The organism is Neobacillus sp. Soil_C_43 (assembly GCF_057656715.1).
Genome location: NZ_JBDGJV010000002.1, coordinates 213,108 through 229,843, shown reverse-complemented (window position 1 = coordinate 229,843; position 16,736 = coordinate 213,108). Strand labels below are relative to the sequence as shown.

Annotated in this window: 12 protein-coding genes; all 12 read right to left on the bottom strand. The window is 36.1% G+C overall.

What is annotated here, in order from left to right; genetic code table 11:
• Positions 1–404 precede the first annotated feature (404 nt).
• The 12 genes from AC3A54_RS05805 to AC3A54_RS05750 all read right to left on the bottom strand — a co-directional run bounded on the left by AC3A54_RS05805 (position 405) and on the right by AC3A54_RS05750 (position 16,563).
• Complete coding sequence (locus AC3A54_RS05805) at positions 405–530, bottom strand: hypothetical protein (RefSeq protein WP_487653703.1); 126 nt, start codon at positions 528–530, stop codon at positions 405–407.
• Positions 531–797: 267 nt separating this feature from the next.
• Positions 798–1,154: an HNH endonuclease gene (locus AC3A54_RS05800; RefSeq protein ID WP_487653702.1), complete on the bottom strand. Its 357-nt coding sequence runs from the start codon at positions 1,152–1,154 to the stop codon at positions 798–800.
• A 215-nt stretch (positions 1,155–1,369) separates the two neighbouring features.
• Positions 1,370–1,561: a hypothetical protein gene (locus tag AC3A54_RS05795; RefSeq protein WP_487653701.1), complete on the bottom strand. Its 192-nt coding sequence runs from the start codon at positions 1,559–1,561 to the stop codon at positions 1,370–1,372.
• Positions 1,562–1,665: 104 nt separating this feature from the next.
• Positions 1,666–1,980 carry a hypothetical protein gene (locus AC3A54_RS05790; protein ID WP_487653700.1) on the bottom strand — a complete coding sequence of 105 codons (315 nt, stop codon included), beginning with the start codon at positions 1,978–1,980 and terminating at the stop codon, positions 1,666–1,668.
• A 257-nt stretch (positions 1,981–2,237) separates the two neighbouring features.
• Positions 2,238–3,323 (bottom strand): hypothetical protein, encoded by a 1,086-nt coding sequence (locus AC3A54_RS05785; RefSeq protein WP_487653699.1) that lies wholly within the window; start codon positions 3,321–3,323, stop codon positions 2,238–2,240.
• 231 nt (positions 3,324–3,554) lie between these two features.
• The gene (locus tag AC3A54_RS05780; protein ID WP_487653698.1) at positions 3,555–4,220 is read right to left on the bottom strand and encodes a hypothetical protein; all 666 of its coding nucleotides are present in this window, start codon (positions 4,218–4,220) and stop codon (positions 3,555–3,557) included.
• A gap of 82 nt (positions 4,221–4,302) precedes the next feature.
• The gene (locus tag AC3A54_RS05775) at positions 4,303–5,292 is read right to left on the bottom strand and encodes a helix-turn-helix transcriptional regulator (protein ID WP_487653697.1); all 990 of its coding nucleotides are present in this window, start codon (positions 5,290–5,292) and stop codon (positions 4,303–4,305) included.
• Positions 5,285–8,665, bottom strand: coding sequence for a UvrD-helicase domain-containing protein (locus AC3A54_RS05770; RefSeq protein ID WP_487653696.1), 3,381 nt, complete (start codon positions 8,663–8,665; stop codon positions 5,285–5,287). The genes AC3A54_RS05775 and AC3A54_RS05770 overlap by 8 nt, the downstream gene beginning before the upstream one ends.
• Positions 8,666–8,679: 14 nt before the next feature.
• Positions 8,680–11,544 (bottom strand): PD-(D/E)XK nuclease family protein, encoded by a 2,865-nt coding sequence (locus AC3A54_RS05765; RefSeq protein WP_487653695.1) that lies wholly within the window; start codon positions 11,542–11,544, stop codon positions 8,680–8,682.
• Positions 11,545–11,972: 428 nt separating this feature from the next.
• Positions 11,973–13,034, bottom strand: coding sequence for a restriction endonuclease (locus tag AC3A54_RS05760; RefSeq protein WP_487653694.1), 1,062 nt, complete (start codon positions 13,032–13,034; stop codon positions 11,973–11,975).
• A gap of 95 nt (positions 13,035–13,129) precedes the next feature.
• The gene (locus AC3A54_RS05755; protein WP_487653693.1) at positions 13,130–14,353 is read right to left on the bottom strand and encodes an McrC family protein; all 1,224 of its coding nucleotides are present in this window, start codon (positions 14,351–14,353) and stop codon (positions 13,130–13,132) included.
• Entirely contained in the window at positions 14,353–16,563 is a 2,211-nt protein-coding gene (locus AC3A54_RS05750; RefSeq protein WP_487653692.1) for an McrB family protein, read from the bottom strand. The genes AC3A54_RS05755 and AC3A54_RS05750 overlap by 1 nt, the downstream gene beginning before the upstream one ends.
• Between the last annotated feature and the right edge of the window lie 173 nt (positions 16,564–16,736).

Genomic DNA, 16,736 nt, shown 5'->3' with positions numbered 1-16,736 from the left:
CATGTCAAGAGCAGGTATTAAATATCTTAAATGAATTATTAAAAGTTACAATTGCTCAAAGATTACTTACCATAATAGAAAAAGACTTGCCAGTTGTCCTATTTCCTCAACTGTAAAGGAGTCGAATCAATACAGAGTGGAAGATTTCAGAAGGAAACTAGCAAAGTCCTTTAATAATTATATCAAACAGATAAGAAACAAAAAAGAATTATCTATAACTAAATTAAGGAAACAATAGAGATTAAATTGGTAAGCTCAAAATTATTTGGGTTATAACAAGCTTGCGACCAGTGCATTTCACTGGTCACTTTTTTTCAGAAAATTCCCCATGACTTTCCTTGTTTGTTTAATGCTTACATATTAATTGTCGTAATATCAATTACAGCCCACTAGCAACCTTTCAATTATCTCAATGGACCTTTTAATCGGTTTTCATAGTTTTCTCTTAATAAACGGTAATCAGTGGTAGTAATCAATTTGCCTTTAAGTGCCGACTGTTTTTTGTTTCTGACTGTTTCCACTCCAATCACTCATACCCCATCATCCACGCACTTATTTACCTTGTTCAAGGAATGGCTACAATACCCTTGACTTATCCAACTTATTTATGCGTTTACGCTTGTTTTGTTTACTTGGTAATTTTACATAGACCCTCCGCCGATTGATAAATATTCACATTTAGTTAAAAAACTAAAGCAAAATTCTTAAATACACCTGAACGTTCAGATGGGTTAAACCAGTCTCACCATTCCTACCTTCACTTTAGAAATAAACATCCCTCATATTAACTTAGATAATTACCTACCCTTTATCATATCCTTAAGAACCTCCACACTTAACACATGATCCCTGTCCCGATGTAACATCCTATGACAATTAGAACAAACCGGTACTAAGTCCGTTCTTGGATCAATTTCAGTTGCTACATCAAGAGTACTTAATGGATGCTTATGATGGATTTCAATAAAGTCATTGCCAAGTTCACCATACACGTCTTCAAAATTAAATTTGCAAACTGCACATGTTGTTCCGTGAATCTCTATTGCTCTTAATCGGTTCTTTGCTTTCCTTTCATAACGATTTCCATAATAACTTTTCACTTCACCATCTTTATAATAGGAGTCAAATTGAGCTTTATCTGCTTCTAAAATCATTTAGTACGGTATCTTTTAAATTGTTTCTTCTCAATTGTTTGGTATGTTGTCTCGTATATTTATCCCAAAGTTTATGTAGTAGTTTGGCGTGTTCATCTTTAATAATGTAATTTGTTTTGTTAGCCATACGAAGTATTAATAAGTCATTGAGTTGGTGATGTTCTTTTAGTTCCGTTCTTCGTATGTAATTACCATTTACTAGATGGTTTTCGATTTTAATTACTTGGAGAAATATTTAAATTTGGCTCTCTCTTAACAGTCCCTTTCGCAATAATTCCACCTGTACCTCTTTGCTTGCCATCCGAACGCCAAATATAAACAATGTCCCCTTCTGAAATGACATCAAGAAAATGTTGTTGATTCAGTGACCACCAAATTTCATTGTTTTCGCTTATATACTGATCCACTTTAAAATCATCAGGATTCCCCTGGAAAATCCAAATATTTTTATGCTTGCTAGTTTTCGATGAAAACTTAATTTTGCTATACCAGTCTATATTCTTAGATTCTTCTATTTGTTTTCTCCACCATACAAAGTCATCATTCTTTCTGTTAATGCCTCATAGTATCCTTTACCAGGCATAAAGTTTTCTGAGCTAATAATAATACCAGTAATTGCAGGTAGTTGATTTTTATACAACCAATCTGCTAGTTCTCCTAACCCTTGAACCCTGAGGGTTTGACCAAAAGTTTGTCCATTTAACTGAAGACCAAGTTCGTTATGTACTTTTTTATACGAAAGATAGGTATATGAGTCTCCAGTATTTATACTTGGTAAACGTTCAACTAAATATTTTAATAGCATTATTGCATTTTCTGACAACACTTAATAACACTCCTCATGTTGGATAATTGGACGATTCTGTGTTTATCGCTCCATAAATTACTTAATAATTATTTTTATACTAGATTTCGACAACTCTATTATACAGAATATATGTAATAAAATGGGTATTCCTTCTTAATAAAAGAAATTTAAATATGCGGAGTAAAACTTCGAAAAATGAATCAAAGTCTACTCTTCTATAAAATATAAATAAGCCTCATTCCTTTCAATAGAATGAGGCTTTCTACATTTCTTTCCTATCTATTTTTTACTGCTACTCGTCCCTTTGTATCAAAGATAAATCTTTTACTTGTTTGTATTTCTTGCGGCAAAACCATGAGATTCGGATATGCCTGTTCGCGCATAATCCCTTTTCTTACAAGAAAAGCATAAATTTCACTTTCAAGTCCCTGTCCGTTGAATTGCTTTACAATAATATGGGCCACCAAGTTTTCAAATGAATTAATTGGACTATCTTCCTTTACAACAACCACTTTTTCATACCGATTATCATGTCTGAACTTTTTTATTTGACGATATCCACATCGCTCTAATAAACTCTTTAGCAAGACGGAGTTCCAGAAAAAAACAACTGGTGGAAGAATATGCTCATACCCCTTTAGATGACTAATGGATAAATAGGGTTCCTTACCCATTTTTTCAGCTGCAAGTTCTTTTAATTTTACGAGTGTTGAATTATGAAATGAAAAGTTTTTAGCGTTATAGAGCTTGTCTATATCAATCTCAATAAATAATCCTTCCGAAATAAGGCCATTAATAAGAGAAGCTGAATGCCATTCCTTGTAGCCATAATTTTTTGCAAACTGATGAATTTCGTGTTTGTTTACTTGTTTTGGAAACTTCGTGGTTATGGTCTTTATAACGTTTTCAGAATTAGGACCTACTATCTTTTTAGAAATCTCTTTTGTCATCTCTTTTTTATAAATGTTAAAGGTATTTCCTTTACCAACCGTAAACTTGTTGCTAAGAAAATGCTTCACTATGGAATAAAGGTGGATTTTGTTATTGATATTTAGATGCTTAAGAGATTCTTCAAACTCTTCATATAGCTCTTTAACATTCATCGATTCTCTCTTACTAAATTCCTTATTTAAGTAGGCCTCTATTTCTTCTATTAATTCATTATAGATAGTTTCGTCATCAAAGTACTCAAATGTAGATGAATCCACAAGTAAAAATGTTTCAACATTCCTTAGCATATTTTCCAATGATTTGATGTTATTTCCTAATTCAAATTCCAAATGAATTTTTGCTATATCTTGAAGATAGGTGAAGCTATTCTCATCGAATGGAAGTGGTCCTTGAATATAGTTTTTATACAAATAGCTGATTGCATCAAGAGTAGAGAGTTTATTACGTGAATAGATTTCACCATAATTTTTGTAATCCCCAGCGTCAAGTATGTTATGAACCAGATCTAGTGATGGATTTACTATTCCCGCAACTGTATCTAGGCATTTAAATCCTTCCCTTTTTGGTATGTTTTAATGCTAGTGAAACCACAAGAACTGCTCCTGTGGTCCACTAGATAACTACTAACTTCTCAAAAATTTTTATTTAACCGGAGTTAATTCCACTGATTCGTGTGTTTCAATGATGTCACCGTCATCGCAGAAAAATGTATAGTCACCAGCACCAATTCCTCCTGCATTTCCAAGGATTGTATTTACCTTTGCAGTTCCATTGCCTGCATCATAGACGAAGAAGTTTGATCCACGTCCTAATGCGTGAGCAATATATCTACCCGCAGGGATATCCTTGCCTACCACATATTGTCCTGAACCTAATTTCTTTGGTGCTCCTTCCGCTTTTTGTAGCTGCCCTGTTGCGGATGCTAACTTAGCTTGAGTATCTTTTAACTGTGCTTGAACATCCGATAGACCTTTCTTGGCTTCAGCCAGCTTAGCATCGATATCTTTACGACCTTCTGCAAGTTCTTGATCGAGTGTACCTTTGATATCTTTTAACTTTGCCTCAGTAGCTGCTAGTTCTTTTACTGCTGAATCCTTTTTACTGATGATTGCTTCTGATTCATCCCTATAATTTTTCATTGATGATAGTTCTTTCTTCAATTTTCCAATCTCTTTATCTAGCTCTGCTACATCCATTTTTTTATCATGAACTGTTGCCTCAGCGCCACTTGATCCTATTCCTGTTCCAATAAATAGTAAGACGAACGCACCTATAATCATTCCTGCTATCTTTACATACTTTTTCACAGTAACTCCCCCTATTTGTATACTGAATTTGCCTTACAAACTGAAGTATACTAAAAAGGGTGTGCCAAAAATAGCACACCTTCTAGGAATATAAATGATTCATTTTCTGCACTTCTTCTTTCATTTGCTGAACCAAGGAAGGCGGGGATACGATTTTCGCTTTGCTTCCCCACCCTCGGAGCCAATTGTAAAAGCCTTCGCCAACAATCACTTTTGTTTTTAGAATAAAGGTATTTTCGTCCACCTTTTCGATATCAGCGTCCAACCCGAATTTATCTATAATTGGATTGATTAGACCTTTATCTCTAAACTCAATCTCCACCCATTCCCCTTTACCAGAAAACATGTGAAAATTAATATGCAAATATTCGTCGATATTATAATCCTTGCTTCTGTAGCGCTGTTCTAATACCTTAACATCTCTCATTTTATCAACTCGATAATTACTTAGGCCTTCCTTATTCTCTTTTTGGCCAATTAAGTAATAAAAGCCTTGATCCCAAATGAGGCCATATGGGTGGTAAACATATTCTTGACCGTTCCGGTTTAACTCAAAGGTAAGATCGATAGTATACTTTCCATATGTGAATGTAATGACTTTTTTCTCTTCAATAGCGCGGTGTAATTGATCAATATACACCTTTGTTAAATGGTAGATATGATTCATTGATTTGTTGTACTTAATGGGACTCGGCAAGGTTTTGGCTATATGATTACTAGTAAGCTGATTTAGCTTCTTGATAATATTTTTGGCCTGTTCCTCCGTCACAAATCGTGCTGAAAGAATCGCATCCACTAGCATTCGCAGCTCATACGTTTCAAATAACCTGGATTGATGACTGTAGACGATTTTGCCGTACTTTTCTTGTTCAGGGATGAGTTCAAACCCGCTTTCATTTAAAGAATCAATATACCGTTTAATTCTCTTTTTATCGATAGGTTCATCTGTAGCTAAGGAAAGCTGCAGTTTTTCAATTAACTCTGTCACCGCTAATTTATGTTCTTCGTCTGTTTCTTCAAAGAAAATTTTTTTAAGGGCAAGAATCTTGGTTGTATTCGATACCTCAGCCAATCAACGTTACCCCCTTTTTTAAACTAGCCATTTCATAAATGGCCGAGAGCAGCTGTTGTTCATAATTAAAATCATAGTCGACTTCGTATACTCCTTGTCCTTCATCACGTAAGAAGACCAAGGACATTTTGTCTATTTGGACCTGATTTTGTTTTTCATAAGCCATTTTGTATAAATAAAGCTGTGGCCTATAATAGGTCATCAACTCTTCCACATTGTCTTTGATTCGGTTGGTTTTAAGGTCCAGTACTTCCAATTGACCATCCTTACGCACGACCTTGTCAATTTCTCCAATAATATGGATCCCATTGATATCCAGCACAAATTCCCATTCATTCTCAAGTGGCTGCCCAAAATCTTTGTTTTGGTAAGACTGGATCAAAGATTTTACCTTGTTTAGATAGGTTACTTTATCAACGATCTCAGTAAAAGCCTCCTGATAGGCATCTTTTTCAGTATAGCCTTTATCAAGGAGCTCGCAGATTCGATGGACTAGAGTTCCTAATGTCCGAGGATCCACGTGATTTTGTACATCAGCCTCTTCTAACTTTTCATCAATCGTGAATTCATCAGAATCCTTCAGCCACATCTCATCCAGCTTTAACAAATGCTTCTCCAGAAAGCCTTCTGGATCGGCCAAATAGCTCATGACTTCAGAAACGGAGAAACTGACGGGGATGGTTCTATCTACCTTCACTTTTGGACCATCATAGATTTCCTTGAATTCTTGAAGTACCTTTTGATCTTCGATTCCTTCTTTTATTTGAACATAATCCGCTAACTGGGCGCTATTTTTTAAGGCTTCCTCTAACAAGCCGTACCATGTATTCTTATTCCCTTTATCCGTAGAAGTTAAAATTAATAAATCCCGTGCACGCGTCAAAGCCACATAATATAACCGCTTCGATTCTTCCACTGCTTGGTCGCCTGAAAGTCCTTGAATCAGTTTAAAATTGGGCGAGGAGAACTCATTTGGATCGGCCAGAAGGTCGGTTTCGTCCTCCACCTTGATTTTTACAGCTAGTCCTTCCTCCACATCATACCGAAACGGCAACTTTTCATACTGCATTCCTTTAGACAGGTTGGGAACAAAGACAACCGGAAACTCAAGACCCTTCGAACCATGCACGGTCATGACATGAACGAAGTTACCTCCCGTTAGCTCTACCTCGGCATCCCCTTCCTTTTTCGAAAGGTCTGCTAAAATGGAGATTTTCGAAAGCATGTCATCCATTGATACGGCCTTTATATTATTGATATTCTCAATAAGTTTTTCGACGTTCTTCAATCTCATGAGATTGTTCTTTTGCAAAAGCAGGACCTTTTTTAACCCGCTGTTTTCATATAGATGAAACAGCTGCGAACGATTGTTCACGGTCCAGTAGAACGGAGTCCATGTCTCATATAGTTTGCAGAATTTCTCCAGCTTCGTTTGAAGTGCAGGGCTATCAAGGTTATGAAAATGCTTTTCATAGATAAAGGAAGCGAAATTCCACTGGTCGCCTTGTTCATGTCGAATCTCTAGGAATTCCTCCATGGTCACACCAAAGAGCGGGCCTCTTAACACGGCCATCATGTAAAGCGGTTCATATGGCTTATTTACCCACTGAAGAAGGCTTAGGAAGTCCACTACTTCTTGCCGCTCATAAAAGCCTAAACCACCATAAACGTTATAAGGGATATCATAATTCTTTAAGGCTAGTTCAAGTGATGTCAGGTTGGTACGAGAAGCCATGAGTACAGCCATATCCCGCCACTCGACAGGCCGCCATACCTCTTGGTCCTTATCGAAGATTTCCTTTTTTTCTTTTATTAGCTGCACCATTCTTCTAGCCATCATCACGTATTGATTCTGGTGCTGGGTCTGATCCTGGTCCTCGCTTACCTTTATATATTCAACCCGGTTCTCCCTCTCAGGTTCGGTCTGGCGAAATGCGGTCATCGGAGAATATTCCGTTTTGAAGGATGGGATCACTTCGCCTGCCACAACTCCCATTAGGTTTTTTTGCTCAAATAATAAATTGACAAAGCGAATAATCGAATCACAGGTACGGTAATTGATATTCATATCAATAAAGGAAAAGCTGCTGTCTTCTTTTGCTTCATGTATTAACCTGTTAAAAATTTGAACATCCGCTCCGCGAAAGCGGTAAATGGATTGCTTCCCATCCCCAACAATAAAGCGATAACTAGGGTTTATTTTTTCAATCATCCGTAGCTGCAGCTGATTCGTATCCTGCATTTCATCAACTAGGAAGTGCTTATAGAAGGAAGAGTAGTAGTTTTGAATGTTTGGGTTGCTCATCAGCTTGATCGCCTTTTGCTGTAGATCAGAGAAATCCAGAAAAGCCGATTCGCGTTTTTTCTGCTCATACACTTCATCAAAAGTAACCAAGAAATCTTGGAAATCCAAAAGTACAGGTTCCACCACATCATTATGCTGAAGTTCATAATAGGACCATAATTCACGAACCTGCAGCCAATTTTGTAATAAATCATAAAACTGTCGATTTTGTTCAGCTATTTTTACTGGAACCTTATTCTTTACTGAAGATTCCAATGCCATTTTAAGGCTGTTAAATAAAAGTTCACCACACAGTCCCTCTTGGTAAATGGCCTTTAGAGTGTTAAATAGGGTAGTGATGGCCTTTGTGTACTTAGAAGGATCAGGATTGGATTCGAAAAATTGATAAAAGTCTTGTTCAAATGCATCCAAACTTGTGCGCCAAGAGTAAATCAAACCTTCTACATGTAAACTATCCCTTAGCGACCCGTTCATTTCATATTCTCTTATCTTCCCGTATACGGAAAAAAGACTTTCCTCAAGAGACCATCTGTTAGTAGCCTTAAACAATGCCTGCCACTTCTGATATTGCTCTGCTTCTTCAAGCAAATCTGAATAAATTTCCGTTTTCAACAGCTTACTTTGAACATCATCTAGCACCTGAACATTTGGGTAAATGTCTGCCTCTAGTGAATTTTCCTGAACGATTCGCTGACAAAAACTGTGAAAGGTGGAAATAATCGCTGTATCTAAGCTTTCAATTTGCTTTTTCCAGTAGGAACGAGCGGCTTCCGGATGTTCGGGATATTCCGTCTCTGCCTTTTGCAGCTTTTCTAATAACCTTTTTCGAATCCGACTCTTCATTTCAAGTGCTGCATCTTCCGTAAAAGTAAGTGTTACGATTTCACTTACTTCTGCGCCTATCTCTTTATTCACGTCTAGTCCCATTTCGCTTTGGAACTTCCCTTCGCATAAACGGACATAGCGTTCGGTTAATACTCTGGTTTTGCCGGAACCTGCCCCAGCAGACACCACGATTAAAGGTTCTTCCCCAAAAATGGCCTTTCCTTGTTCGGTATTGAAATTCATATCCTTCCCCCCTTTTAGAAATCTTGTTGTTCCTTAGTTACTCGGCATATCGATTTAAAGCTGCAATACGTACACGATTCAGCGGAATAAGGTCTGACTGAGAAATCGGTGAAGGTTCCTTGCCAAAGCCGTTCAATTAATTCTGGGATATTGAATTGCTGCTTTAGTGATTCACTGTCGAGTGTCATAATATTTGTTTTGACCTTTTCGTTTGCAAATCGTTCCTTGTGTTCTTCATTTTTCCAAACCATATTGGTCTTTCGATGGTGAGGGGTCTTAATGGAGATGTACCCGCCGCCAATTGTCTCTCTGTTCATATATTCTTGATATTTTCCGTGTTTGAACTCATGTTCAAGTGCCATCATATATAACGGAATTTGTAATAATAAGCCCTCTGGTACTTTATTTTCAAAATCCAATTCCTTATCACTAGACTTATAGTCATAAATAACGAAGCCATGTTCATCCAAATCGACACGGTCAATTTTCCCCGTAAGAGTTAGGACCTTTTGATTACCCATCTCGATGGTAAGCGTGACCGACTCCTCCAATTTAAAAATCATCATGTTCGCCAACTGTTCATTTTCCCAAAAACGGAATCTTTCAGCCGCCAGCCATTTTCTTAGCTTATTCCACCATTCTTCTTTTTCTTTATTAAGCGTAGGCATCGGAATTTCCGGATGTTTTTGTTGAACGGTTTCCCATTCTTCTTCAAAAATCTCAGCTAATTTTTCTTCATCCTTTCCTTCGAAAAAGGAATGTAACTCACTAAAAGGTTTGCCTTGTGCTGTTTGATAAAATGTTTCAATCAATCGATGAAGCATGTTACCTGTTTCAATTGGGTCAACCTTCCACTGTTTTTCTAGCGGATCTTGAACCTTCAGTAATTTTTCTAAACCAAATTTAAAGGAACAACTGGCATAGCTCTCCAGCCTTGTTATGGATATTCTTTCTGATGAGAGTCTTTCTTCCCATTTGCTCGAAATCAATTCTTCTCCTGTTTGTAAATATTCAAGGTTTTTCCTATACTCCTCTAATCGTGGAGGCCAATCTCTTAATTCTTTTCCAATCCCCGTATGATAGGATAGTTTTTCTTCGTATTCATCCTCGGTTAGATAGCTATCCCCTTCAAGTCTTGAGATAGTTGAATAACTAGCGGTTGTATTTGATATGTCCATTAAGTATTTAGATGGTAATTGCGGTTGATGCGGATTCATCCCTTCTACAAAGGAGAAATATAAGTGATGAGCGATATATTTTAATTGGGTAAAGGATGCGTCCTCCTTTTTCCGAAAATAATCCGATAAAGGTAATGGAAATGGACTAGTCAGGCTCTCCACATATCGTTCCTGAAAATAACCTCTTAAACTTGTTTGTTTAGGAAACTCTCCTTCATTGAGCCCAAGTACAAAAAGATGACTACCTTTAAATAGAGCCACGTCACGGAAGGAATATAATTCGATCCCATCCGTCGGTTTCCTGTCAATATAAAGCGATTCTTCATTTAGCTTTTGAAGGAGCTTGCTTCTAAATGTTTCTAACTGGATGGTCACCTCTAAAACAGGCTGTGATTCAATCGTGTGTTTCACAATTTCCTTCACAAGCTGATATCCACGCATTTCCAATGCTGCTTTAGTAAGTGACGAAGGTGTTCTAGCTTGAATGATCTTTTTCCAAATGGTTGGCAGCGGCAGTTCTTCAAGAAAATGAAGCACATTCTTCATATAAGAAGCTACCGTATCCTCCTCTGGTAAGCTGGCTTGGAATTGACTAACTAACCCCAATATGGAACCGATCTCATCCTGACCTAATTCACCTGTTCGGATAAAGGATTCTTTGACTGTGTTAAATTCAATGGCTGATAGGAGGCAAAGCTTTGAGATCGTATCAACGAGATGGAGCTTGTCCCATTTCGATACCCATTCTTGTTTTTCAAGTACTTGTTGCAAAAACGGAAGGAAATTTGTTTCTTCAAGTCGTGTTTTCTTTGCCCGTTTTAGAGGCACTTGTTTTTGTACACTAATCCGTTCTAACTCAGGTAAATAGGAACTCTCATTAGCGAGCACGATTCCGAATTGGCTATAGTTCCCCGTGTCCTTTATTTGTCCAATGGTCTCTATTACTCCATGAATCTCTTCCTCGATGGTGGTTGCACCGGTCACACTGGTGTTCTGGCAAACGACATCTAGCGCTGGAATGTTTTCCTGTGAGACTTGAATGCCCAGATTTCTTAATGTAGATACGGTTTCATGGATGATCTCTGTATCTAATGCAGGTAAGTAGATCGTACATGGGACTGAAGCATTTACTAGATACTCAATGAAAAGATACTGGACAGGACTAAAATCGAAATATCCATCAATGACCACATGGCTAAGAGGGAATTCCTGTATGGCTGTTTCCACCGCCTTAAGGATACGGTTTTCCAGATCAAATAGCCCTTTTTGGTCCCGATATTCCTGTTCATATGTATAAAAAGCTTCAACAAGCGCTTTTAATGGTTTCGGCGTTTCCTCTACCTTTAACCCCAGGCGCTTTAATTGTCCATAACTATCCGCATACGCTTGTGCTTTTTGAGAACGTTCTTTTTCTGATAAGTGATGGTCCGTTCGATTGATTATGTCGTAAAAAATCAATACTCGATCCTCATCCGAGATCGAAGTAAACTCTACCTTCGCCGTTTTTAAAAGCAGTAGTGATAATTCGTCAAAGGTTTGAAACGAAATTCCTGGCTGCAATTTTCGAGCAGATGAAATCCATTTCACGGAAGGGAGTAAATAATAGAGTGGTTTTTGTTTGCTTGATTGGTAATCAAACCACTGACTTAGGCGTTCTTTTGATGCTATTTCTTTCAATCCGGTAAAAACTAACTCTCCCACACTTATCACCCCTTCTAGGTTATAATACCTACTTTCATTATAGACAAAAAGGTGTACTAAAAATAGTACACCTTTATTTCCTGATGTAAATAATTATTTAATTTTAAGAATCCATACTATATTCAAAATTTGGTCAAATGAGATTAATCAACATCTAATTATTAAGGTAATTAAAATTCTTTCTAATTCAAATTCAGTATAATCTGCACCACTATTTCTCAAAAAATGTGCAGCTTTAATCCTCACTTTTTTAATCCATTCCAACTTTTAATAAATATTTCTGAAATAATATCCTGTTTTTATAGTTTAAAAAATCTTTCTTCAAGTTTTAGTGGATAGAAATTCTCTAATCCATCAGTATGGGTAATCTTCTTTCCTAGTTGTTCACAATTAAAATGCGCCTAATTCAATATAAATAAATAACTGAATCAATCAGTATCTTCATCCACGGTTACCCAAATTTGTTTAAGTGGTAGAGAAGCTTGTATATCATCTGAGAGTTTTGGATAGTTTCGTAATGTTGCGTTAATTAAATCTTCAGAATCCCATAACCGTACTTTGAAAAATTGTTCTCTTGCTTTTTTTCTTGCATCTTGAGTGAAGCCACCTAATGAAACAACAAGTCCATAGGTTGCACCATAACTTGATACCACTCCTAAAAGACCATTTACTACGTCGATTCCAGCTGGTGTTGATGTTGCTTTAACCTGAATACAAATCCTAGGCTCCTCTAATCCAAGAAGTCCTTTACCTGCTAGGACGTCAACTCCACCATCCTTACCTGGTGGTGAAACTGTAGTTGCATAACCCTCTACTTCAAAAATAGCCGCTACTAAGTCTTGAAGTCTGTGACCAGCAAATTGCTGTTCAATAAATGAACGAATTTGATCTTTTCCAAGTGCCTCTAAATCTACTTGCTCAACTTTGTCATCGCCTATGTCATCATTTGTTACGATTGTACCTTTTGATGTTGAAGGTGTTCCGTTTATGTACCTTTGAACAGCATCAGGAATTCGTGTTTCTGCATCATTCCGCTGAATACGACAAACTGTCAAAAAAGCTCCTAATGAATAAAGTAAATCTTGTTTTAGTCTAGTCCTTGGCATATCTTTAGTTAACCACTCTACTTCACGATAGTGACCTGCATCAACACCATATTTAGTTGTAAATTTATATCCACTTTTTACTCTTCCTACTGCAATGGATGGTTCCCTTTTTAATGGAAGTACCACCAAATCTCCTTCCTGAATTTCATTCATAAACCTCCAAACCTGATTCGCTTTATTAAGTCTAGCTTTTGGTTTTTGATTTTGATATATTGATTCAAATAATTTAATAAGTTCATCTCTTGATTTGATTTGAGAAATGTCACCTAATTCTTCCCATCCAATAATTACAATGTTATTGTCCAAACAATGTTGCTCGTGCTCTCCATGACTCCCTGCCCTTACTAGCCAAATAGCCTTGGTCATTATTTTTGTTAAACTCAATATTTCCACATCCTTTTAGTACATTATCTATGAATAAATTTCCCTAATTACAAGGCTACTGATCAAATTAATTTATTCTGTGATTATTTTTATTATTAATTTAAAATTCTCTCCAGATCCTCCAAAGTTTCCCTAAAACTAGTCAAACTAACAGTTTGTATCTCGATATATTTTTCTTTTTCTGGTATTTTCCACTTAGGAAGACTTTTAGTTTCTTCAGTTCTAGGATATAAAAGTATACATTTTTCAGCTTCTTTGTACGAGGTAACATAGGCATACATTTGATATAGATCACTTTGTTGATAAAGTACGCGACCTTCTTGGACAATTTTTTTCCATTTTGTATCCACGATTGTCTGAAAGCCATCTCCACTTATCACAAAATCTGGTTTCAGCTTAATATTTTCCTTACCAGAATGGACATTAATTAAAAGTCTCTTCTCGTCATGCTGAGTGAGAACTTTAATTTTATTTTCGAAAGTCAAGAACTGAAAAGCAGTTTCAATATAAGTTTCAAATAGTTGATTCATTTCAAATAAAAAGGAAAAGCTTTGGCTGTTAAAAAATTTAGAAGTCATCATCTCGTTTTCTATAATCACTTTTGCTATCTTAAATACCTGTTCAAAACGTCGATTTTGTCTTTGAAAGGAAATTGAGCCTAATTGAGACTTTTGTATGACTACATCTGAAACATTTTGGAGCATATCCATTATTAAAAGAGTTTCTGTTTTAAGTGTGTTGTTTGAAATATAAGGAAAAAGTAATTTTAATGCCCTTTTAAGGATTTGATTTAATATAATGTCTTCTTGAAATTCATCAAATTCACAAAAAGCTTTCACAGATAGGAAAGCATTCTTCCTTAAATGTTCATTGAATACCAATCGCCCTTTTAAGGAAGAATTATTTTCCTGTATTAATTTATATTCCTTATAAACTCCCCGTCTAAGTTCCTTTAGTAACATTTCGATATAAACCCTTGCAAAGACATGGAATAGATCGGACTTAGCAAGCTGACTATACGTTGATTCATGCAATGAAATTGGTAAGGTGCGTGATCTACTTAACATGTTTAATAGACCAATGCGATTTTCCTCTTCAGAATCATGGTTTATTGTAATCTTTGGCAGAATTTCAATCCTTACTGATGACAACTGTATAACTCCCACTAGATTGATAAAGCGCATCTTGTCATAGCCCAATTCTATAAAAGAAAAATACTTTTTATGTGCAAATTGTAATAGCTCATTCCATTCTTCTTGGTTTATATGTTGCCCAAGGAGAAGCCAGTCATAGGCTTCTCTAATGCTAATCATCTTCATTACTCATAAATCCTTTGGATATCACGGAGCTTTATCAGCTTCTTAATTCTATATTTAAGAGGCAAATCTAGTGTTGCAACCATTGCTGAATTCTTAAATAACTGGTGTAAGTTGACTTCTTCACGATAAACGATACAAGCTTCATCCTCAGAAGCTCCAATTCCACCAAGAACTAAACCAATCTTTTCCCAATCATCATAAAAGTACTCCTGCAATAAAGGGACAACTTTATTTAATAAAACATGGAACACATCTTTTTCTGATTCAGCTTGCATGAAGTATGCATGGCCAATCATATGATCGCGATCAAATAACACTTCAATTCTTTTGTTCATTATTTCTAATAGTCTAGGTAAATCAATATTTTCTATCGGCTGTAAAAGGGCTGACTTAGGCATCATCTCCTCAAAAGAGAACCTTCGACGCAATGCCGTATCTAATAGCGAGATTGATCGATCAGCTGTATTCATTGTTCCAATAATAAAAAGGTTAGGTGGCAATATAAATGGTTCCCTGGAATATGGAAGTTTAACTACAGTTTCATTTTGGCCAGTTAATCGCTTATCCTCTTCCAGAAGTGTAATAAGTTCACCAAAAACTTTAGATATATTGGCACGGTTGATTTCATCAATGACAAGTACATATCGATTGGCCGATGAAAAATCAAATTTGTCTTTTTCCAATAGGGCTTTCAGTACTTCCTTTTTTTTACTCGTATAATTATCAGTCGGGATAGTACTCTTTAGACCTTCATATAAGGCTTCTATCACAATCCGCTTTAATGTCCCATCTTTTGATTTAAATCCGCCTTTTCCATCTGATCGCAGCCCTTCAATAAAGTCTTCATATGAAAAACTCTGATGAAAGGTAATAAATTGAACTTGACCTTTATTCGTAAGAGTTTTAAAGTGCTTCTTAACATCAATATCTTCATAGGAACCCTCGATCATTTCTACAGCATTTTTTGCAATATTATATGTTTTTCCTGTACCTGGAGGCCCGTAATAGATTACGTTTAATGGACCACTTGGCAGGTTTTGAATGGTTTTCTCTTGATCCTTAGATACTGGTTCCACTTCTGCTTTAGATCCATTGAACATAATATTGATATGACGTTTCTTATTCACTTCATGGATCTGATTACGAAAGCCACCATAGCCAGGTAAAACTCTCTCTTCAGCCGAAACCCATTCCACTGGAATGATATGACCTAAGAATTCATCAAATTGATACCCGTCTACCGTAGTCGCTTTTATTTTACCAATGGCAGAAATCTTTAATATGTACTTTAAACTTCCATCGTCCTGTCGTTCGGAATATGTAGTTTTAACTCCAACGATATCGCCTTTTTTCATTTTTAAAAATAAAGAAAGAGTCTCTTTTTCCTTTTCATCTCTAATTTCATCAATCAATTGTGGAAACTCATCACTGGTTAAATAGCTGGATAGGTCCGTCTTAAATAAAGGAATAGATATTTCACTTTTTTCTAAAAAGTCAGATAAGTAGTCACGGTCTTCGTATTGATGTTCAATTAACCAATACTGAGTCTGCTCCTTTTCTCCATATCGCTTCCAAATGAATTCACTTAGTTTAACATAGGTCCAATTTTTAAAAGGCTCAATTTCTTTGAGCTTTTTATATTCAAGATATTGTAATAAAATAAAATTTTTTGCCGTTGCATTTATGGTTTCTTCCGAAAGTTCCATTTCCTCTGCAAGGGGTTCTAATACTTTTCGAGCATAAACGTTAAAAAATTTATCGGGAAAATATATGTTTAAAATTTTCAACATGACCATAGGCCATATACGTAATTCATTCACTTTTATCTCTTCCACCCGATCTTCGGAGGCAAGGCGAAGATTGGTAACAATTTGGTCTCTTAATCTAGTAAACTCTGTATCAAGTTCTTCCCCAGTTAACTCTCTTTTCTTTGAAGAAGCTCCCATACAGTAAGCACCATTACTACTACGATAAATACCGAATTTAGAAGCATTACCTCCTCCAATTCCCCCTAGAACTTCTTTTCTCTCAAGCCAATAGATAAAGGCATCTCTTGTTTGGGTATTTGCGTAGTCTTCCACCGATAAATTTGGCAATTGTTCCAAGGGAAACCGTTCAATAAAATGCCTTCTCTTTTCATCACTAGTTCTTATATATTCTTCATCTATCGTAAACTGACTCGCTGCTTGTATTAGGTTTTCTATAGTCATTATTTCAAACCTTTCTATTTTGTTTTTAAAGTTTCAATTAAGTAAGTGACTCTATTATTTTATCAAATTTTTACAATTAATAAATCTCTCTTTTCCAAAGCTAGAAGTTTATCTGAGAAACCATTTTATAAATAATAGCTTTAGCTTCATTCTTATCCTACATCATTAACCAT

Bases quoted from the DNA above. Each gene is read 5' to 3' on its own strand.
- AC3A54_RS05800 (WP_487653702.1), bottom strand. From the start codon at position 1,154: ATGATTTTAGAAGCAGATAAAGCTCAATTTGACTCCTATTATAAAGAT.
- AC3A54_RS05755 (WP_487653693.1), bottom strand. From the start codon at position 14,353: ATGAAGATGATTAGCATTAGAGAAGCCTATGACTGGCTTCTCCTTGGG.
- AC3A54_RS05750 (WP_487653692.1), bottom strand. From the start codon at position 16,563: ATGACTATAGAAAACCTAATACAAGCAGCGAGTCAGTTTACGATAGAT.
- AC3A54_RS05770 (WP_487653696.1), bottom strand. From the start codon at position 8,665: ATGAATTTCAATACCGAACAAGGAAAGGCCATTTTTGGGGAAGAACCT.